This window comes from Elusimicrobiota bacterium (assembly GCA_041660185.1).
GTDB lineage: Bacteria > Elusimicrobiota > Elusimicrobia > 2-01-FULL-59-12 > 2-01-FULL-59-12 > JBAZWU01.
The window spans coordinates 61,256-80,596 of record JBAZWU010000005.1 but is presented as its reverse complement, the minus strand read 5'-3'; the positions used below and the strand labels follow the sequence as shown (position 1 = coordinate 80,596).

19 protein-coding genes are annotated in these 19,341 nt (G+C 55.8%); all 19 read right to left on the bottom strand.

Annotation, left to right across the window (positions count from 1 at the left end):
• Nucleotides 1-36: 36 nt before the first annotated feature.
• Nucleotides 37-1,386, bottom strand: a complete 1,350-nt coding sequence (nusA, locus tag WC859_05555; GenBank protein MFA5975616.1) for a transcription termination factor NusA — start codon at nucleotides 1,384-1,386, stop codon at nucleotides 37-39.
• Between the two features lie 18 nt (nucleotides 1,387-1,404).
• On the bottom strand, nucleotides 1,405-1,881 hold the full coding sequence (rimP, locus tag WC859_05550) for a ribosome maturation factor RimP (GenBank protein ID MFA5975615.1): 477 nt from the start codon (nucleotides 1,879-1,881) through the stop codon (nucleotides 1,405-1,407).
• 79 nt (nucleotides 1,882-1,960) lie between these two features.
• Nucleotides 1,961-3,679: a proline--tRNA ligase gene (locus WC859_05545; GenBank protein MFA5975614.1), complete on the bottom strand. Its 1,719-nt coding sequence runs from the start codon at nucleotides 3,677-3,679 to the stop codon at nucleotides 1,961-1,963.
• A 5-nt stretch (nucleotides 3,680-3,684) separates the two neighbouring features.
• Nucleotides 3,685-4,755: a M50 family metallopeptidase gene (locus WC859_05540; GenBank protein ID MFA5975613.1), complete on the bottom strand. Its 1,071-nt coding sequence runs from the start codon at nucleotides 4,753-4,755 to the stop codon at nucleotides 3,685-3,687.
• Nucleotides 4,752-5,960 carry a 1-deoxy-D-xylulose-5-phosphate reductoisomerase gene (locus tag WC859_05535; protein ID MFA5975612.1) on the bottom strand — a complete coding sequence of 403 codons (1,209 nt, stop codon included), beginning with the start codon at nucleotides 5,958-5,960 and terminating at the stop codon, nucleotides 4,752-4,754. Before WC859_05535 ends, WC859_05540 begins: the two co-directional genes overlap by 4 nt.
• Nucleotides 5,961-5,971: 11 nt before the next feature.
• Entirely contained in the window at nucleotides 5,972-6,799 is an 828-nt protein-coding gene (locus WC859_05530; protein ID MFA5975611.1) for a phosphatidate cytidylyltransferase, read from the bottom strand.
• Nucleotides 6,800-7,573, bottom strand: a complete 774-nt coding sequence (locus WC859_05525) for an isoprenyl transferase (protein MFA5975610.1) — start codon at nucleotides 7,571-7,573, stop codon at nucleotides 6,800-6,802.
• A 4-nt stretch (nucleotides 7,574-7,577) separates the two neighbouring features.
• Nucleotides 7,578-8,138, bottom strand: a complete 561-nt coding sequence (gene frr / locus WC859_05520) for a ribosome recycling factor (protein MFA5975609.1) — start codon at nucleotides 8,136-8,138, stop codon at nucleotides 7,578-7,580.
• A gap of 9 nt (nucleotides 8,139-8,147) precedes the next feature.
• Entirely contained in the window at nucleotides 8,148-8,864 is a 717-nt protein-coding gene (gene pyrH / locus WC859_05515; GenBank protein ID MFA5975608.1) for a UMP kinase, read from the bottom strand.
• Nucleotides 8,861-9,481: a translation elongation factor Ts gene (gene tsf, locus WC859_05510; protein MFA5975607.1), complete on the bottom strand. Its 621-nt coding sequence runs from the start codon at nucleotides 9,479-9,481 to the stop codon at nucleotides 8,861-8,863. The genes pyrH and tsf overlap by 4 nt, the downstream gene beginning before the upstream one ends.
• 2 nt (nucleotides 9,482-9,483) lie before the next feature.
• Nucleotides 9,484-10,308, bottom strand: coding sequence for a 30S ribosomal protein S2 (rpsB, locus tag WC859_05505; protein ID MFA5975606.1), 825 nt, complete (start codon nucleotides 10,306-10,308; stop codon nucleotides 9,484-9,486).
• A 95-nt stretch (nucleotides 10,309-10,403) separates the two neighbouring features.
• Nucleotides 10,404-11,408: a polyprenyl synthetase family protein gene (locus WC859_05500; protein MFA5975605.1), complete on the bottom strand. Its 1,005-nt coding sequence runs from the start codon at nucleotides 11,406-11,408 to the stop codon at nucleotides 10,404-10,406.
• Nucleotides 11,405-12,874: an NADH-quinone oxidoreductase subunit N gene (locus tag WC859_05495; GenBank protein ID MFA5975604.1), complete on the bottom strand. Its 1,470-nt coding sequence runs from the start codon at nucleotides 12,872-12,874 to the stop codon at nucleotides 11,405-11,407. The genes WC859_05500 and WC859_05495 overlap by 4 nt, the downstream gene beginning before the upstream one ends.
• Nucleotides 12,874-14,346 carry an NADH-quinone oxidoreductase subunit M gene (locus WC859_05490; GenBank protein ID MFA5975603.1) on the bottom strand — a complete coding sequence of 491 codons (1,473 nt, stop codon included), beginning with the start codon at nucleotides 14,344-14,346 and terminating at the stop codon, nucleotides 12,874-12,876. Before WC859_05490 ends, WC859_05495 begins: the two co-directional genes overlap by 1 nt.
• A gap of 24 nt (nucleotides 14,347-14,370) precedes the next feature.
• The gene (gene nuoL, locus WC859_05485; GenBank protein ID MFA5975602.1) at nucleotides 14,371-16,299 is read right to left on the bottom strand and encodes an NADH-quinone oxidoreductase subunit L; all 1,929 of its coding nucleotides are present in this window, start codon (nucleotides 16,297-16,299) and stop codon (nucleotides 14,371-14,373) included.
• A complete protein-coding gene (gene nuoK / locus WC859_05480) occupies nucleotides 16,292-16,597 on the bottom strand; it encodes an NADH-quinone oxidoreductase subunit NuoK (protein ID MFA5975601.1) in 306 nt (101 codons plus the stop codon). Before nuoK ends, nuoL begins: the two co-directional genes overlap by 8 nt.
• Entirely contained in the window at nucleotides 16,594-17,106 is a 513-nt protein-coding gene (locus tag WC859_05475; GenBank protein MFA5975600.1) for an NADH-quinone oxidoreductase subunit J, read from the bottom strand. Before WC859_05475 ends, nuoK begins: the two co-directional genes overlap by 4 nt.
• Before the next feature lie 9 nt (nucleotides 17,107-17,115).
• Nucleotides 17,116-18,192, bottom strand: coding sequence for an NADH-quinone oxidoreductase subunit NuoH (nuoH, locus tag WC859_05470; protein MFA5975599.1), 1,077 nt, complete (start codon nucleotides 18,190-18,192; stop codon nucleotides 17,116-17,118).
• Nucleotides 18,192-19,340, bottom strand: coding sequence for an NADH-quinone oxidoreductase subunit D (locus tag WC859_05465; protein MFA5975598.1), 1,149 nt, complete (start codon nucleotides 19,338-19,340; stop codon nucleotides 18,192-18,194). Before WC859_05465 ends, nuoH begins: the two co-directional genes overlap by 1 nt.
• Between the last annotated feature and the right edge of the window lies 1 nt (nucleotide 19,341).

Here is a 19,341-nt window from a genome sequence, read left to right as displayed (position 1 = left end):
TGCCGGGTTTTTCGCTTTTTTCCGTTTTAGGGTCCATTAGGATGAAGTTTCTTGATCCGGTTCCGCCGGTTTATTGGTTGATTCACCCGTTGATCCTTCTGTTGTTTCAGTTTTCGGCTGTTCCTGTTCTTTTTTGGCCAGGACCTCTTTGGCCGACTCAATAATTTTAACGGCGGTTTTGTCCCCAATGCTTCGAAGCCCGGTTAAAGCATCCGGTTTGGCGTGCGACAGTTTTTCCAGGTTACCCCAGCCGCCTTTAATAAGGATCTCGATCGTTTTGGGTCCGACCCCTTCCAGATGAGAAAGCGCTTCCGCGCTGGCGGCCACGCGCTCCTGGGCCGCTTCCTTCCGCTGGGTTTCCGACTTAATGTCGATATGCCAGCCCGTCAGGCGGGCCGCCAGGCGGGCATTCTGTCCAGATTTGCCGATGGCGAGCGATAGCTGATCATCAGTGACAATGATCTCCGCTTGTTTTCCGGCTTCATTAACGATGTTGACGGTGACTACTTTGGCCGGAGACAGGCTCTGCGCAATATATTTGGCCGGGTCGCTGGAATAAGCGATCACGTCGATCCGTTCGCCGCGCAACTCATCAATGATCGGCCGGACGCGCGATCCTTTAACGCCTACGCAGGCGCCGACCGGTTCGATCTTGGGATTGTTGCTCTTCACCGCCACTTTGGACCGGAACCCCGGTTCACGGACCACTTCAACGATCTCCACCATCTTCTCATACACTTCCGGCACTTCCTGCTCGAAGAGACGTTGAACCAGCAGGGGATGCGAACGGCTGAGCAAAATCTTCGGGCCGCGGGTGCCCCGTTCCACTTTGAGGACCATGATTTTCAAACGTTCACCGATGGAAAAACGTTCCCGGCGAACCTGTTCGCGCGCGGGGAGAATCCCCTCGGCCTTGCCCAGATCGATAATGAGATTATGATCGACGAAACGATGAACCGTTCCCCCAACGAGAATGCCCTCTTTGGTCTGGAACTCTTCCAGCAGGCTCTGGCGTTCCGTCTCGCGGATTTTCTGGATAATGACCTGCTTGGCTGTCTGGGCCGCGATCCGCGAAAAATCTTCCGTGACGACCGGGATCCGGATGTCCTCGTCCACTTGCGCGTCGGACTTGTACTGGAGCGCTTTCGGCAGATCAATTTCGATATTGTCATTCACGACTTGCGCGACTACTTTTTTGATTAAAAAGGCCTGCACTTCGGCTGTCTCCGGATTGATTTTGGCTTCCAGATTCACCATCTTGCCGGAGTGCTTCTTATAGGCAGACACCAACGCCTGCTCAATCATGTGGATAATATCGTCTTTTTTAATACCCTTGTCCCGTTCGATTTGTTCCAAGACAGGAATCAGTTCATTCTTCTCAGCCACAACAACCTCCGAGGTGCATTAGATTTCAATCTCCGGATCCAAATTGGCTTTGGCCAGGCCGGCCAACGGCAGCGAAATAACTTCACCGGTTGAATCACGCACGATGACGGTGTCATTCTCGGCGGATTCAATGATGCCGCGGAAGTGTCGGCGGCCATTCAACGGTGCAAACACCCGGGCATCCACGCGCTGACCGATATACCGCTTAAAATCGCTTTCCTTCCGCAGGGGCCGGTACAGTCCCGGGGAAGATACTTCCAGCGAATACGACTGCTGGATGACGTCGGTGGCATCGAGAATCCGGCCCAGGTGATTGCTCAGCTGGGCGCAATCATCCAGCGTGATACCATTTTCCTTATCCAGAAAAAAGCGTAAAACCCAGTGACCATGCTCATGGACAAACTGAAGATCAACCAGCTCAGCCCCGTGTTCCTGCAGTACTGGAAAGCTGAGTTGTTCAATTTGCTCCACTATAACGCTTTTCGCCGCGGTCATTTGTTTTGTTAAGAAAAAAAAGAGTGGCCCAAGCCACTCTCACGAACGTGAGTCTATCAAATTTACCGCGATTTCGCCACTAAACCTTCGTATCCGGGGGTGCCTGGCAGGCTGAGCGGACAAGCGCTAGCGCCTCCTCGATCGTGACATCCTGGGAGGCTTTTTCTGTACGGCGGCGGAACTCCACCTTCCCCTCAGCCATTTTACGCTCTCCGACGACGATCCGAAAAGGAATTCCAATTAAATCAGCGTCTTTCAGTTTGACCCCGGCGGTTAGATCCCGGTCATCCAACAGCGCGTCGACGCCGAGTGAAAGCGCCTGATTGTAAAGGTTTTCGGCTGTTTTCTTAACCGAGTCATTGGACATATTGAGCGGTATGATTTCGAGGTCCCAGGGGGCTAAGGGCGCTGGCCAGACAAGTCCGTTGGCATCGTGACATTGCTCAATACAGGCCGCCACCACGCGAGAAACCCCGATTCCATAACAACCCATCACAAATGGCTGGGCTTTTCCCTGTAGATCCAAATACGTCGCCTTCATGCTGGCAGAATACTTCGTTCCCAGCTTGAAAGTATGACCGACTTCAATACCGCGGTGATACTCAAGAGGCTTCCCGCAGTGCGGACAAGGATCTCCCCCCACGGCCTTGCGCAGGTCCGCGTAGCGTTGGGGCATAAAATCGCGGTCAGGCACCACATGAATCATGTGCGTGTCCGCCTTCCCCGCTCCGGTCACTCCGTCGGTGATCGAGCGGACCGCATAATCCGCAAGGACCGGGATTTTCAAACCCACCGGCCCGGCAAAGCCCACCGGCGCTCCCGTGGTCTGGGTGTACGTCGCTTCGTTGGCTTTCACGATGCGTTGCGCGTTCAAAATCCGCTGCAGTTTGGCTTCATTCAATTCATGATCCCCCCGCATCAGCACCACAAACGGTTTGTCATCGGCCATCAGGACCAGCAGCTTGATGAACTGATCAGCCGGCCGTTTAAGGATTTTAGCCACCGCTTCCACGCTGGAGGCCTTCGGCGTGGGCACTTCTTCGGGTTTTGGGGTTGGAGGGTTGGCGACGGCTTTGGTGACCACCGGCAATTCGGCCCGTTCTACATTGGCGGCGTAACCGCAGGCGCAGCTGACGATGCCTTCTTCCCCGGTATCGGCCAGAACCATAAATTCGTGGGAGAAACTCCCCCCGATCGCACCGGATTCCGCTTCAACCGGACGGAAGCGCAGACCGCATCGGGTAAAAATCTTCTTATAGGCCTCGACGACCTCCAGATAGAACCGGTTGACGTCAGCCTCGTCCGCGTGAAAAGAGTAAGCATCCTTCATGAGAAACTCGCGGGCGCGCATGACGCCAAAACGCGGGCGGATCTCATCGCGGTATTTCACGCCGAACTGATACAGCATGACCGGCAAGGCACGGTAGGACCGCACTTCCCGGCGGACCAGATCCGTAATCACTTCTTCGGCGGTGGGCGCCAGGCAGAAATCAGAATCTTTGCGGTCCTTGAGCCGCATCAACTCCTTGCCATACACCCCCCAGCGGCCGGTTTCTTCCCAGAGCTCTCTGGGCTGCAGCTGAGGGAGCCAGACCTCCAGCCCCCCCACCGCATTCATCTCCTGACGGACAATCTGTTCAACCTTTTTGAGGATCCGAAGCCCCATCGGAAGCCATTCGTAAATGCCGGCCGCCAGTTTCCGGATGAGACCGGCCCGCAGCATGAGTTGGTGCGAGACGATTTCCGCCTCACTCGGCGTCTCCCGAAGGGTCTGGATGAAAGCTCGGCTGAATCGCATGGGTTTTATTTCCAGAATCCGCTCTGCCAGCGCAGCACGTCCTGATAAGACGCGTAGAGAAAAATCGTAATAATCACGGAGAGTCCGACGGTGTTCGCGATCTGCATGAAACGCCGGCTCAACGGACGCCGCACGATGCCCTCAATAAGGTAAAGAAAGATATGGCCGCCATCCAGCATCGGAATCGGGAATAAATTGAACAGCCCCAGACCTGTGGAAATGATCGCAATCAAGTAAAGGACATCCGATAATCCTTCGCGGGTGGTCCTGGAAACCATCTGGAAAATACCCAACGGACCGGAAAGCTCGCGGGGCCCTTCCCATCGCGCCAGTTTTTGTCCGATGTATTTCATCGGCTGGATCGTCCAGAGCGTCACATCCCTTGCGCCGCTGGAAAGACTTCCACGGAGTCCCGGTTTGACCTTGTCGATCTGCGGCATGATGCCGATCAGGCCCTGGCCGTGTTGGGGATCGCGCTTGGGCGTAAGGGTCATCTCTAACAGTTGAATGGGGGCAGAATTTGTGGCACGTTCAATTCGCAGTTTCAGCGCCTGGTCCGGTTTGTTGTGAATCAAACGGGCCATTTGTTCCCAGGATACAATGGGTTCCCCGTCGATTTGCCGGATGCGATCTCCCCGTTGCAGCTTGGACTCCGCCGCCGGCAGGCCCGGCACCACGTCTCCGACAATGGGCTGATCGGAAGGACGAAAGGTTCCCCAGGCTCCGGCGATAACAGCAAAAAGCGCAAACGCCAGAACATAATTCATCAATGGTCCGGCCAGAGCGATCGCGATACGGCGATACCAGGGCTGCGCAAAAAATTCATCCGGGTTTTGGGTCTGTTCATCCAAAGACTCTCCAGCCATTTTAACCATGCCGCCCAGAGGGATGGCGCAGACCGAATATCGGATCCCCCTGGAGGTCCAGCCAAATAGTTCCGGGCCAAAACCGACCGTAAAGCGCTCCACGCGCACCCCCATCAAACGGGCGACAATCAGATGCCCCCATTCGTGGATGATGACGACAATCCCAAGGGATAGTATGGCGAGCACGATACGGCCGATTGTTTCAATCATCGAATAAACTCCTTCGCAACATGACGGGCCCAGCGATCAGCCTCCAGGACGGTCTCCAGCGATAAACGCGAAGAACCTTGATGTTTGGCCAATGTCTTTTCAACGATTCGCGGGATAGCCCCAAAATGGATCTGGCCGTTGAGAAAGGCGTAAACAGCGACTTCATCGGCGGCATTGAGCACCGTCGGCCAGGTGCCGCCCTGGCGTGCGGCGTCCCGGGCAATCGTCAGGCAGGGAAACCGGTGGAAATCCGGTTGCAGAAACTCCAGATTCCGGACTTTCACCAAATCCAGCGGTTTCAGCCGGCCGGGCAGGCGTTCGGGATAGGTCATGGCATACTGGATCGGCAGGCACATATCGGGCCAGGACAGCTGGGCCAGCATGGCGCCGTCGACAAATTCCACCAGCGAATGAACGATCGATTGTGGATGAATCACGACATTCACCTGATCAATCGGCAGATCAAACAGGATGCTGGCTTCCAACATTTCCAACCCCTTATTCATGAGTGTGGCGCTGTCAATCGTGATCTTGCGCCCCATTTTCCAAGTGGGATGGGCTAACGCCTGCTCGACGGACATGCGGGCCAGAGATTTCTTCGAACGGTAGAAGGGCCCCCCGGAAGCCGTCAGAAGGAGTTGTTTAACGCCGCCGTGCGGCGAACCCTGCAGGCACTGAAAGATAGCGGAGTGTTCGCTGTCCACGGGCAACAGCGTTGCTTTCCATCGTTTAGCTTCCGCCATGACCAGGGGACCGGCCATGACCAGAGCCTCTTTGTTGGAGAGGGCCACGGTCCGGCCCATTCGCAAAGCCGCCAAAAGCGGACGCAGCCCGATGGCTCCGACAACGGAAGACAACACAAAATTGGCGGAAGGCCACGTCGCGACCTGCACCAGGCCATCCAACCCGCTGAGCACCGCCAGAGGTTTCCCGTTCACGCGGATCCCTTTGGCGCGAATGTCCCGGGCTGCGGATTCTTCCCAGACCGCGACCACTTCCGGATGGTAACGCTTGACTTGCTCCAGCAAGCGCTCCGTGTTGCTGTGGGCAGTCAGACCGACGACGCGGCAACGATCGTTCAGGAGCTCCGTGACACCCAGCGCATTGACGCCAATCGAACCGGTCGATCCTAAAATAACCACGCGTCGCTCGACGGGCAAGCGCTGGCGGGTCGTTCGGCTGAGGTTGGCGGGACGTTCAGTCATGGACAGAGTCATCAGCGTTTAAAGAAGGCCCAGTAATAGTAAAAAACAGGTGCCGCGAGAATGAAGGCATCAAAGCGATCGAGAATTCCCCCGTGACCGGGTAAGAGTGTTGAAGAATCTTTTACCCCCGCTCCGCGTTTAATCATGGATTCCCCCAGGTCTGAGAAAAAGGCCAGAAGGCCGGTGATCAGGGAGACGAGTAGCATGCCGGGAAGGTGGATCACCTGTTTGATATCCGTGAGTTGCTGAAAGAGGGTTCCGACCACCAATGCTCCCAGTAGTCCAGCCACAGTGCCTTCCCACGTTTTCTTTGGACTGATGGCGGTCGCAATCGGGTGTTTCCCCCACCGCAGGCCCACCGCATAAGCCACGATATCCTCCACCCAGATGAGGACAAACAAAAAGAATGTCAAAACCTGGCCATTCGGGCGAAGGTCGCGCAGAAGGACGAGATGGGAGAACGACCAGGCGACATAAAAAAGTCCGAAAAACGTGATGCCCCATTCAGAAAGCGTTGTGTCGGCCGGACCGCGGGCCAGGCTTCGCAGGACAAAAACCAGCAGGGCCAAGCTGATGAGCGCAGCGGTTCCCTGGTTTTCCGTGACCTGGCCGAACCCCACCGCATTCAAATAGATCGATACCAGCAACAGAGCTCCGAACAGAAGACCCACCCATTCATAACAGGGATAACCGGTTTCCTGGGCCAGGTAGTAAAACTCATGAAGCCCCAATAGAACGATGCACAGTACAACAAAGAAAAACGGCAGACTGCCAAAATAGATCGATCCCAACAGAAGCGGCACTCCAATGACAGCGGTCAAGAACCGGGGGAGAAGCATTTAGAGGCCGCCAAAACGGCGTTCACGCTGCTGGTAATCGGTGATCGCCTGAAAGAGATGGTGACGGCGGAATTCCGGCCAGGGGGTATTCGTCATATACAGTTCGGCATAAGCCAACTGCCACAGGAGAAAATTTGAGATTCTCATTTCGCCGGAAGTCCGGATGAGAAGGTCCGGATCCGGGCAATCCGGCGCGTACAGGTAGTGGGAAAGAATTTTCTCGTCGAGCCTTTTAACCTGGTCTCTGATCGCGCGATTGGCGGCGTCGACGATTTCCTGTCGCCCGCCATAATTCAACGCAAGCATCAAGACCAGTCCGGTGTTTCGAGACGTCGCTTGGATGACGTGGCCGAGACGTTTTTGTGCGCCCTGCGGCAGGGCCTCCAGGCGGCCGATGGCCCGGAGACACACATTGTTCTTCTGGAGTTCCGGCAGCTCTTTTTCCAGATACTCCTCCAGTAGTCGCATCAGGGCGGATATTTCCGTGTTGGGGCGGGTCCAGTTTTCCGAAGAGAACGCGTAAAGCGTTAAAAAGCCAACACCGAGTTCGCCGCAGGCCCGGACAATGTCCCTGACCGATGCAATACCGGCGCGATGCCCGAAAATACGGGGCAGGTGTCGTTGACGGGCCCAGCGTCCGTTGCCGTCCATGATGATGGCGATATGGCGCGGCAAGCGTGTTTGATCGATTGGAGCTATCACTTTTTCGCTCTGTTTGGTCTCGGGAAGATGGGCGGCACCGCATTTGGAATGTGCCGAAAGGAGATTGGACATGAAGCTACACTTCCATAATGTCGTTTTCTTTGGCGGCCAACTGGTCATCCACTTTTTTGATAAAAGAGTCGGTCATTCGTTGAATTTCATGTTCACCGGTTTCCCGGTCATCTTCGGCGATTTCTTTCGCCTTCTCGGATTTCTTCAGCCGTTCCACGGCATCACGCCGTTCATTGCGAATGGCGATGCGGTATTCTTCCGACATCTTTCGAACGACTTTGATCAGGTCCTTACGCCGCTCTTCCGTGAGGGCCGGAATCTGCAGACGGATAATCGATCCGTCGTTATTAGGGGTTAACCCCAGGTCGGATTTCTGGATCGCTTTCTCGATCGCCTGCAGCGCCGTCTTGTCCCAGGGACGAATTTCCAGTGTGCGAGGCTCCGGTGTTCCGATTCCACCGACCTGGTTCAATGGGACCAGGCTCCCATAGTACTCGACGCGTATGTTTTCCAGGAGCGCGGTGCTGGCGCGTCCGGTGCGCAGCGTGGAAAAATCCGACTTCATCTTGTCGATGGTCTTTTGCATTTGACTTTCCACGGGCTGAAGAATCGATCGCGGGAGCATAAGGTCGTTCTATTGGCTGTTGATTCGGGTCCCAACGGCTTCGCCGTTGACGACGCGCCTGATATTGCCGGGTTTGTAAACATTGAAGACCGTGACCGGTAGATGGTTTTCCATACAGAGCGAAAAAGCGGTTGTATCCATGACCCGCAACCGTTTCCGGATGGCCTCCATGGCGGTCAGTTCGGTCAGGAGTTTGGCTTTGGGGTTGGTTCGAGGGTCGTCCGAATAGACCCCGTCGACTTGCGTGCCCTTGAGCAGCACATTGGCATCAATCTCCACCGCCCGCAACGCCGCGGTGGTGTCTGTTGAAAAATAGGGATTGCCCGTTCCTCCGGCGAAGATGACCACACGGCCTTTTTCCAGGTGACGGATGGCGCGGCGGCGGATATAGGGTTCCGACAGTTTTGCCACTTCAATGGCGCTCTGCACGCGGGTCGGGATATTGATCTTTTCAAGCGCATCCTGAAGCGCCATGGCATTGATGAGGGTCGCCATCATCCCCATATAATCGGCGGTCACGCGATCGATACCACGGGCTCGGTCCGAGGTGCCGCGCCAGATATTGCCACCGCCGACCACAATCGCCATCTGGATGCGCCCTTTCAGAGCCGAGGCCACTTCCCGAGCGATCGTCCGAACAGCATCCACATCAATGCCGTAGCGGTCCGCGCCGCGAAACGCCTCACCGGATATTTTCAAAAGGACACGTTTGTATTTTCGGGTCATTCTCCGCCAATTTCGTAACGGACGAAGCGTCGGATCACGATATTTTCTCCCAGTTTGGCGACCGCTTCCGTCAGGAGGTCTTTTACTTTAACTTTTCCGGAAGGCTCCCGGATGTAGCCCTGTTCCAGCAGGCAAAAATCAGCCAGATACTTGTCCAGTTTGCCCTCGGCGATTTTCGCCGCCACAGCCGCCGGCTTGTTCTCCTTCAATGCATCGTGCTCAAATTCTTTTCGCTTTTCCGCCACCGCTTCGGCTTGAACCTGATCGCGGGAGACCCAGCGCGGCCGCATGGCGGCGATCTGCATGGCGATTTCCCTTGAAAGGTTCTGGAAGTCTTCGGTCCGGGCGACAAAATCCGTCTCACAGCTCAATTCCACCAGCACGCCGACGGATCCGCCGCCGTGAATGTAGGAGGCAATCAGCCCCTTCTGGGCGGTGCGTCCGGCTTTTTTGGCGGCCAGGGCGACGCCGCGGTCCCGCAACCAGGCTTTGGCTTTTTCAAGATTGCCGTTGGCTTCCTGCAGCGCTTTCTTGCATTCCATAATTCCGGCGCCGGTTTGTTCCCGCAGGTCCTGTATTTGAGAGGCCGCGATCGGAGTTCCGTTCGTTCCAGACATGCTTAGTTCGAGTTAGGCGAGATCGGCTCTTTGTCGACAGGCGCTGCCGCCGGAGTGATCTGTTCGGAGAGAGTGATCGGCGCTTCCGTGACGGGCTGCTCGGGCCCCGCGTCGCTGGCGGTGCTGGCTGAGGCGGATTTTTCAGCTTCCGCTTTGCCTTCCAGAATGGCGTCCGCAATCAGGGTGCAGAAGAGTTTGACAGATCGGATCGCATCGTCATTTCCGGGGATCGGGTAGTCAATCAGGTCTGGATCGCAATTGGTGTCGCAGACAGCGACCACCGGGACTTCCATGCGGCGCGCTTCGAGAATGGCGGTGTTTTCCTGGACTGGGTCAATCACGAAAAGACAGCCGGGCATCTCGTGCATCTCTTTGATGCCCTGCAGCGTCTTCGTCAGCCGGACCCGTTCTTTCTCCAGCCGGGACACTTCTTTTTTCGACATGACGCGGAAAATCCCTTCGGTCTTCATCTTGTCCAGCTCGGTCAGACGACCAATGGATTTCTTAATGGTGTCGAAGTTGGTTAATGTTCCGCCCAGCCAGCGCTCGCTGACAAAAAAGGCGCCGCAGCGCTGCGCTTCGGTCAAGATGGCCTCCTGGGCCTGTTTCTTGGTCCCGACAAACAAAACCGGTTGACCATTGACCGCAAGATCCCGGATAAACTTGTAGGCTTTCTTGAGTTCTTTAGCGGTTTTCTGCAGATCAATAATGTGAATATTGCTGCGGGATCCAAAGATGTACTTGGCCATCTTGGGATTCCATCGTCGTGTCTGGTGTCCGAAGTGGACACCGGCTTCCAGAAGAGCTTTCATCGAAATTGTGGCCATAAATCCTACGTTTTCCTTTCTTGATTGCTGACGTGCGGAGATTATATCAAACCGACCCCCGCCGCGCACAAAAAGTTTTGGTTTTCAGAAACGGGTCAACGGATTCGCGTTACGATATAATCGGCGATCGACTGCAGCGTGGTTTTCGGAGAGGAATTCGGGAAACTCTGCAAAGCACTTTTAGCCTGGTGGGCAAAACCGGAGGCTTGCCGCAATCCTTCACGAATCGCGCCGGAGTCTTTCAGCCAGCCGATCAGCCGCGACACCGCCTCCGTGTCCGGATTCTTAAAGTAACTCAGGAACTGCTCCCGATCGGCCGGGGAAAGACGGTCGCGCAAATAGATCAGCGGCAGGGTCAGCTTGCCGTTCGTCAGGTCCGTGCGAAGGGTCTTCCCGGTCACTTCCTCTTCCCCGATCAAATCCAGGGTATCGTCAATAATCTGAAAGGCCATACCGATATTCCAGCCATAGTGGCCCAGGGCCGTTGTCTGGTCCGTTGACAGACGCGCCAAGCGGGCCCCCCCTCTCATGGCGGCGTTCATGAGCGTCGCGGTCTTGTGATCGATAAAGGACAGATACTCGGACAGAGAGAGATCGAGCTGAAAACGCCGCCGCACCTGATTGATTTCGCCGTGACAGATGGAGCGCGTTGAGCGGGCGAACAAATCGAGCAGGACCGGATCGTTGATGGAGGCGAGAAGGGTGAACCCTTCGACATACAGATAGTCGCCCAAGAGAATCGCGACCTCATCGCCAAATTGGACCGCTGCGGTTGGCTTTCCGTGGCGAAGCACCGCGTGATCCACCATGTCATCATGGACCAACGTGGAGAGATGGATCAATTCACAGGCGGCTCCTACGGTGATCACATCCTCGCTCTGGGTCCCGCCCATCTGGGCGCTCAGCACCACCAGGGCGGGCCGGAGCCGTTTTCCTCCCGCCTGAACAACGTAGCGGATGATTTCGGGAATCATCCCCTGCCCCCGGCTGGCCACGTCCTGCAGCACGCGCTCTGTTTGAAGAAGATAGGGATAAATCCCCTGGTAGAGGTCCTCCAGCCGCGCCTGTTCCTGCCGGCGATTCAGAGAAGGTTTGCTCACGGTTTCATGGATTCCGCTGGCGTGGTTTTGACGGTGGTGGTCGTGAGCCACTGGGCTTTGACCATGAAGTACTCCGGCGCCAGGCCCAGAAGAAGCGTAAAGAAGGACGTGGCGGCCAGCGTCAAACGGATGGGCAGGTCCAGTGAAACAGGGGCTTTGTTTTCGGGCGCCTGGAAATACATCGCATGCAGGATCTTAAAGTAGTAGCCGACGGAGATCACACTGTTGACTCCTGCGACCACCACCAGCCAGAACCATCGGGCTTGAAACGCCGCCCAGAAGACATAAAACTTGGCCACAAACCCGGCGGTCGGCGGGATGCCGGCCAGGCTGATCAGGAAGAAAGCCATCAGTGCACCCAGCACAGGCGACCGTTTCGCCAGACCGGCATAGGACGATAATTCGTCGGAGCCGGTCGCGTTGGACAGGCAGATTACGACCCCAAAGGCTCCCAGGTTCATAAACAGGTAAATCCATCCGTACAGGAAGACCCCGCTGATTCCCAGCGGACTTCCAGCCACCAGACCCATCAGGAGGTAACCCATGTGAGCAATAGAGGAATACGCCAACAGACGCACCACGTTGGTCTGGCGAAGCCCGATCACGTTGGCCACGGTCATCGTCAGCGCGGCCAGGACCGCCAGCACATTGGAAACGCCCAGATTGGCGTGCGCCATCTCCAGACCGAAAACACGAAGCGCGATGGCGATTCCGGCGATTTTAGGAGCGACCGACAGAAAAGCCGCGATCGGCGTCGGGGCTCCTTCAAAAACATCCGGAACCCACATATGAAAAGGGACCAGGGCGATTTTGAAGCCAAAGCTGATCAGAATCAGAAAGACCGCAATCAACGCGAGAGCGGGACGATCTTGCAGGAGAGAAAGATGATCCCTCAGAAAGGGAAGGGACGTACTGCCCAGGAGTCCATAAAGGATGGAAATACCGTACGCCATCATGGCGGAGGAGAAGGCCCCGATCAGGAAATATTTGATAGCCGCCTCGCTGGATCGCGCTTTATGGCGCAGATACCCAGCGAGAATAAAGGACGGCACGCTGATGAGTTCTATTGATATAAAGATCATCAAAAAGTCATTGGATGTCGAAATAAAGTAGAGGCCCGCCACGGTCAGAAAAAGCAAGCTGTAATAAGCGTTCATTCGGGAGTCTTCAAAATCCCTGTACCTCTGGCTGAGCAACACGACAAAAAAGACCGTCAAAATTCCGATCCAGCTCAGGAAGTACGACAGCCCGTCCCACACCAGCATCTGGCGGCCAAACACAAGAGGAGCCGCTCCGGGGGACGGCAGCAGCCAGGCGGTGACTCCAAGGCCCAGAATCGCGAGCCAGAATCCGACGGTGCGGATCCGTGGCGAGTGGTCGGATGCGACGGCATCGACCGCCAGCAGCAGAAAACTGAAGCTGCAGAGACTGAGGACTGGAGCCAGAAGGTGAAGGGTGTTCATCATCAGGGCAGCTTCAGCAACTCAACCAGATGGGCCAGGGTCGGGCCGATCGGATTCAACAACAGGGATGGCAAAACGCCCAGGACGGTCATCATTACAATCAGCGGCACCGTGGCCAGGAGCTCGCGTGAATTCATGTCGGTCAACTTGTCCCACTTGGGATTCAAGGGCCCCAAGAAGACTTTTTTGATCATCATCAGGAAGAAAGCCGCGGTCACTAAAACTCCGCTCAGGGAAATTAGCGTGATGTAGCGGTACTGCGGAACCTGAAAGGATCCCAGAAAACAGAGAAACTCACCCACGAATCCGGCCAGCAGCGGTAATCCCAGCGACGCGAAACAGGCAAACGTCATGAGACCGGTGTAGACAGGAACCTTCGCGCCCAACCCGCCGAAGGAATCGATGTCGCGCGTATGCGTGCGGTCGTAAATCACGCCGACGAGAAAGAACAGACAGCCGGTGATGAGGCCATGGCTGACCATCTGAAAAGTTGCGCCGCTGAACCCGATCGGGTTCAAGGCGGCCATTCCCAATAGCGCATAGCCCATGTGATTAATGGAGGAATAGGCGATCATGCGCTTGATATCCGTTTGGGCCAGCGAACACAGAGCGCCGTAAACGATGTTGACTGCCGCGATGACCGCGATCCAGTAGGCCAGCGACTGGGTGGCGACCGGAAGCAGCGGGAATGAAAACCGCATTAGGCCGTAGGTCCCCATCTTTAGAAGAACGCCGGCCAGTAGAACGGAGACAGCGGTCGGAGCTTCCACATGCGCCAGAGGCAGCCAGGTATGAAACGGAAAGATCGGGATTTTTACGGCAAACCCGAGCCAAAGCCCGAGGAATATCCACAGTTGGGTCTTTTTCAATAGGGTGCTGTTTTGCGCCAGCAGCTGGGTAAAGTCAAAGGTGTGCGGCTGGGTGCAGAAATACAGCGCGAGAAAGGCGATCAGCATAAAAACGCTGCCGAAGAGCGTGAACAGGAAAAACTTAATCGCCGCGTATTCTTTCTTCGGGCCTCCCCAGATGCCGATCAGGAAGTACATCGGGACCAGCGTCAATTCCCAGAAAACATAGAAGAGGAAGAGATCGAGCGCGACAAAGACGCCGAGCATCGCGGTTTCCAGCAGAAGCAGGAAGAAAAAATAATCTTTGATGCGCTCTTCGATATGGAAGGAGCCGATGATCGCTAAAAGCGAAAGGAAGGTGGTCAATACGATCAGCGGCAGGGACAGCCCGTCGATCGCCAGAAAGTATTGAATTCCAAACGTCGGGATCCATGGGCATTTCTCGACGAACTGCAGATCCGATGTCCCGCCGTTGAAATTGATCCAGAGCCATACGGAAACAATAAAGGAAGCCCCGGCAAAAACACTCGACAGGACACGGACCGCCAGTTTGTTGTTCCGTGGCGCGAACAACACCAGGATGGCCCCCAGCAGAGGCAAAAAGGTGATCCATGAAAGCACGTGCATCGTTGGCATCCTCCCGAAGTTTTTCTACTTCACAAAAAACAGCACTAACGCAATAAATCCGACCGTAATAATAAATAGATACTGTTGAACAAACCCGTTCTGGAGAAGCCGTGCGGTGGCGCCGATGGCGCTGACCGACCAGCCCGTTCCATCCACCAGGCCGTCCACCACCTGATCGTCGAACCGGCCCTGAAGCCGGGACAGTAGCTGAGTCATCCAAGCGAATCCGTCGACAAATAGGCGGTCAAGGATAGCCAGGTCAAACCAGTCCAGCGCCTTCGCCAGGGCATTGACCGGCCGGACCAACAGCACCCCATACAGCTCATCCACGTACCATTTATTGACGAACAACTCATAAACCGGGCGAAAAACACGAGCCAGTGTTTTGGGTGCTTCCAAGTCCCGCAGATAAAGAAGGATGCCCAGAAATATCCCCAGCCCAGTGGAACCCAGTGCGAGTGCGGTGACCAAATGAGACGCTTCAACAACCGGCACATGGGGCCATTCAAACAGATGATAAATCAGCTCGTGACGGTACAGAAGCCAGCCGGTCATACAGGACAGCAACCCGAGTGCGATCAGCGGGATCGTCATGCTCCAGGGCGACTCATGCGCATGCGCGAAACGGTCCCGTTCCCTGGGTTCTCCCAGAAAGGTTAAAGCCACGCACCGGGTCATATAGAGCGCGGTTAAGAAGGCCGTAAAACACGCGATCCAGAAGAGCGCATAATGATGGGTCGTATAGGCCATGGTCAGGATCATCTCTTTCGAAAAGAATCCGGCAAACGGAGGGATCCCGGCCAGCGCAGCGGTCGCGATGGAAAAGGTCAAAAACGTTGTGGCCATCTGCTTGGAAAGACTGCCCATCTTCCACAGGTCATTGGTATGAACCGCGTGAATAACGGAGCCGGCCCCCAGGAAGAGAAGCGCTTTGAATGCGGCGTGCGTCGTCAAATGAAAAAGTCCCGCGGCGTAACCGGCAACGCCAAGCCCCATCATCATATAGCCCAGTTGAGAGATCGTCGAATACGCCAGAACTTTCTTGATGTCCGTAGCGGTCAGCGCGATGGTCGCTGCAAAAACAGCGGTGAGTCCCCCCACCCAGGCGACAACGGTCAGCGCCTCCGGTGCCACCATGAAAAATCCGTAGCCGCGCGCGACCAGATACACCCCGGCGGCCACCATGGTGGCCGCATGAATCAGCGCCGATACCGGGGTGGGGCCTTCCATCGCATCCGGCAGCCATACGTGAAGCGGCAGTTGCGCGGACTTGCCGACCGCCCCGCAGAACAGGAGCAGCGCGATGATGTACGCCATATGCGGGCTGACATTGCCGTCGTTCAGATGGTTCTGGATCTGTCCGAAGTTGAACGTCCCCAACACGAAGAAAATTGTTAATAAGCCGGCATAAAAGCCGAGGTCTCCCAGACGGGTCGTCAGAAAAGCCTTGTTGCCTGCGGCGGCGGCGGCTTCCCGCTCGAATTCGAAACCGATCAGGAAATAGGAACAGGCTCCCATAATTTCCCACCCGATGAAAAATTGAAGGTAGTTGTTGGCGAGTACCAGCCCGAGCATGGAAAAGGTGAAGAGGGACAGGTACGCATAGAACCGTTTAAAGTAAGGAGCGCCGTGCATATACCCGAGCGAATAAATCTGGACCATCAGGCTGACAATCGTGACCACCAGCAGCATGACCAGCGATGGCCCGTCGAGCAGAAGGCCCCACTCGAAGTGGTAGAAATTCGCGTCAAACCACGTCAGGCTCATTTCGACCGGTACGCGCAGGGAACCCTCCAGCAGGCGCATGAAGAGATCGATGGAAAGCACGAGACTCGCGCTCACCGCGACGATGCCCAGCCAGGCCCCTTTTAAAGGAAGCCACCGGCCAAAAAAGAAAATCAGGATGGCCGCCGCCAGCGGCAGCAGCGGAATCAGATAGGCGTAATCAACCATGGAGGATCGTCATGTTTTCCGTATAAACACTCTTGATGTTCCGGTAAATGGCCAGGACGAGAGACAACCCGACCACCGCTTCGGCGGCCGCCAGCGTGATAATGAAGAGCACGAAGCCCTGGCCCCAGACATTTCCAGGATAAAGATAATGGTTGAAGGCGATCAGATTCAGATTGGCGGCATTGAACATCAGTTCAATCGACATGAAGATGCCCAGGATGTTTCGCCGCGTCAGGACGCCGTAAAGGCCGATGCTGAAAAGGATCGCTGAGACGACTAAAAAATGATAAAGCGTCATCGCTTGGACCCCTCCGGGAGTTCGGACGCAAAGCAAACGGCGCCGACCAGCGCGGCCAGAAGGACCAGCGACACCACTTCAAAAGGAATCACCATGTCTCCCATCAGCAATCGGCCGATGGCCTGGGAGGTGGGCGTCAGGATCGAGGCGCGGACAACGGTTTTGTAAGCGAGACCGAAATGGATGATGAGAGCGCTGGCCATGGCCAGCGCCAGCACCGCTCCCCAGAATCCCTGCCGGTTGGTCTGTCGCTCGAGCGTAGCTGCCGGCCGCTGCGACAGCATGACCACGAACAACATGATGATCATAATGCCGCCGACGTAGATCAGGATCTGGGCGGCGGCCAGGAAGTCGGCTCCGAGGAGTGCAAAAAAACCACCGACCGTTGCCAGGGAAAGCGTCAGCGCCAGCGCGCTATGAAACACATTGCGCGCGATGACAACCACCAGCGCTGAGCCGATCGCCAGAGCGGCAAACACAAAAAATACGACATCCGGAATAGAGTTCATGCTAAATGCCTATCGCCAGAGGATCCATAAGCCTGTCAACAGAATATTGATAAAAGACAACGGCAGTAAGAATTTCCAGCAAAAAGACATCAGCTGGTCCACCCGCATCCGGGGATACGTCCACCGGAACCAGAGGAAGACAAAGACGATAGCAAACGTTTTGCCCAGGAACCAGAACCAGGAGGGGATCCAACCGCTGGACGAAAGGAATCCGTCTCCCCCACCCAGGAATAAGGCGGTGGCCATGGCCGAGGCCAGAAAAACGTAGGCATATTCCGCGAGAAAGAAGAGCGCAAACTTCAGTCCTGAAAATTCGGTGTGGAATCCGGCCACCAGTTCGGACTCCGCTTCCGCGATATCGAACGGCGTTCGGTTGGTTTCCGCCACCGAACAGATCAGAAAGATGAGAAAGGCCACCTGGCCGATCACGGGATAAAGGATAAACCATTTCGGCACGACATAAAGCCACCGGTCCTGCTGTGCCAGAGCGATCTGCCGCAAACTCTGCGAACTGTAAAACATCAGGACTGGGACAACCGACAGCACGCGCGGGACTTCATAAGAAACCACCTGGGCCGCGGCGCGGATTCCGCCCAGCATGGAAAATTTGTTCCCGGATCCCCACCCGCCCATCAGGATACCGATCACGGAAACGCCGGAGATGGCAAAAATGAAGAGAACCCCGATATCCAGATCCACCAGGAGCAAATTCTTTCCGAAAGGCACAGGCGCATAGCAGATAAAGGCCGGGGCACAGGCGATGATCGGGGCCCAGATATGAACCCACCGATCAGCCCCAGTGGGGATAATGTCTTCCTTAAAAAAGAGTTTGATGCCGTCGGCGATGGTCTGAAAGATACCGAAGGGGCCCACTTCCATGGGACCCAGGCGGGCCTGCATAAAAGCGGACACTTTCCGTTCCGCATAGACCAGGACAATCGGGACGAGCAAAACACCCAGGATCGCGAGGCCGACCTGAATCGCCATCACCAGCACCAGGGAGGCGATCGGCGCAAGCCCATGGGATGTCCCGGCCTGTTGTGCGATTTGCCAGAAACGGCTGAGAGCCGGTCCGATTTCAAACATCAGCGATCGACCTCGCCCAAAACAATATCCACGCTGCCAAGGATCGAGATGACATCCGCCACCTTCCAACCTTTCAAAAGCTGCTGGAGAGCCTGTAAGTTGTTGAACGACGGGGATCGAATGAACATCCGGTAAGGGCTGGGTGTGCCATCGCTGACAATATAGAATCCGAGATCGCCGCGCGGGGCTTCCAGGTGCCCGTAGCCTTCGCCCAATGGCACGCGAAAATTCTTGGGGATCTTGGCCATTGTCTCGCCCGGTTGAATCTGGTCAAGCGCCTGCAGGATGATTTTCACACTCTCGCGCATCTCCTGAATACGGACCCAGTAACGGTCCAAGCAGTCGCCTTGTTTGCCGACCGGAATATTAAAATTGATTTTTGAATACAGGCCGTAGGGATCGTCTTTTCGCACATCCGCTTTACAACCGGTTGCTCTCAAATTAGGTCCTGTCAAACCCCAGGCAATGGCTGTTTCGGGCGTCATGCTGCCGATATTCCTGGTGCGATCAACAAAGATCGGGTTGTTCGTCAAAAGCGTGTCGTATTCATCGATATGGCCGGGCATTTCCCGGGCAAACGCACGCACCTTGTCCAGCCAGCCGTCAGGAGCATCCGCCATCAGCCCGCCGATTCGGATATAGTTGTAGGTCAGCCGTGCCCCGGAGATTTCTTCAAAAAGATCGAGAATTTTTTCGCGCTCGCGGCCAAAGGCGATCAGAAAAGGGGTGACGGCACCGAGGTCAATCGCATAAGTCCCAAGGAAAACGCAGTGCGACGCAATCCGTTGAAGTTCCCCAACGATGATCCGGAGATACTCGGCCCGTTCCGGGACCTGGGCGCTCAGCATCTTCTCAACCGCCAGGCAATACGCCCAGTTATTGGTCATCGCCGCCAGGTAATCCAGGCGGTCTGTCAAAACGATAATCTGCTGGTAGGTTCGCTTTTCCGCCAGTTTTTCCGTGGCGCGGTGCAGGTACCCGATATCCGGCTGGGCGCTGGTGATCACTTCGCCATCGGCGGTAATGGCGACGCGCAGCACCCCATGGGTCGACGGGTGTTGGGGGCCTAAGCTGATAAACATCCCTTTCTCAGGCGGCTGCTGGGGAAAGACTTCGGCGGCGATTTTCGGTAAGGAAACGTTGGTCATG

Excerpts from the sequence above, each read along its gene's own strand:
- rimP (MFA5975615.1), bottom strand. The coding sequence starts at position 1,881 with ATGACCGCGGCGAAAAGCGTTATAGTGGAGCAAATTGAACAACTCAGC.
- WC859_05545 (MFA5975614.1), bottom strand. The coding sequence starts at position 3,679 with ATGCGATTCAGCCGAGCTTTCATCCAGACCCTTCGGGAGACGCCGAGT.
- WC859_05540 (MFA5975613.1), bottom strand. The coding sequence starts at position 4,755 with ATGATTGAAACAATCGGCCGTATCGTGCTCGCCATACTATCCCTTGGG.
- WC859_05535 (MFA5975612.1), bottom strand. The coding sequence starts at position 5,960 with ATGACTGAACGTCCCGCCAACCTCAGCCGAACGACCCGCCAGCGCTTG.
- WC859_05530 (MFA5975611.1), bottom strand. The coding sequence starts at position 6,799 with ATGCTTCTCCCCCGGTTCTTGACCGCTGTCATTGGAGTGCCGCTTCTG.
- WC859_05525 (MFA5975610.1), bottom strand. The coding sequence starts at position 7,573 with ATGTCCAATCTCCTTTCGGCACATTCCAAATGCGGTGCCGCCCATCTT.
- frr (MFA5975609.1), bottom strand. The coding sequence starts at position 8,138 with ATGCTCCCGCGATCGATTCTTCAGCCCGTGGAAAGTCAAATGCAAAAG.
- pyrH (MFA5975608.1), bottom strand. The coding sequence starts at position 8,864 with ATGACCCGAAAATACAAACGTGTCCTTTTGAAAATATCCGGTGAGGCG.
- tsf (MFA5975607.1), bottom strand. The coding sequence starts at position 9,481 with ATGTCTGGAACGAACGGAACTCCGATCGCGGCCTCTCAAATACAGGAC.
- rpsB (MFA5975606.1), bottom strand. The coding sequence starts at position 10,308 with ATGGCCACAATTTCGATGAAAGCTCTTCTGGAAGCCGGTGTCCACTTC.
- WC859_05495 (MFA5975604.1), bottom strand. The coding sequence starts at position 12,874 with ATGATGAACACCCTTCACCTTCTGGCTCCAGTCCTCAGTCTCTGCAGC.
- WC859_05490 (MFA5975603.1), bottom strand. The coding sequence starts at position 14,346 with ATGCACGTGCTTTCATGGATCACCTTTTTGCCTCTGCTGGGGGCCATC.
- nuoL (MFA5975602.1), bottom strand. The coding sequence starts at position 16,299 with ATGGTTGATTACGCCTATCTGATTCCGCTGCTGCCGCTGGCGGCGGCC.
- nuoK (MFA5975601.1), bottom strand. The coding sequence starts at position 16,597 with ATGACGCTTTATCATTTTTTAGTCGTCTCAGCGATCCTTTTCAGCATC.
- WC859_05475 (MFA5975600.1), bottom strand. The coding sequence starts at position 17,106 with ATGAACTCTATTCCGGATGTCGTATTTTTTGTGTTTGCCGCTCTGGCG.
- nuoH (MFA5975599.1), bottom strand. The coding sequence starts at position 18,192 with ATGTTTGAAATCGGACCGGCTCTCAGCCGTTTCTGGCAAATCGCACAA.
- WC859_05465 (MFA5975598.1), bottom strand. The coding sequence starts at position 19,340 with ATGACCAACGTTTCCTTACCGAAAATCGCCGCCGAAGTCTTTCCCCAG.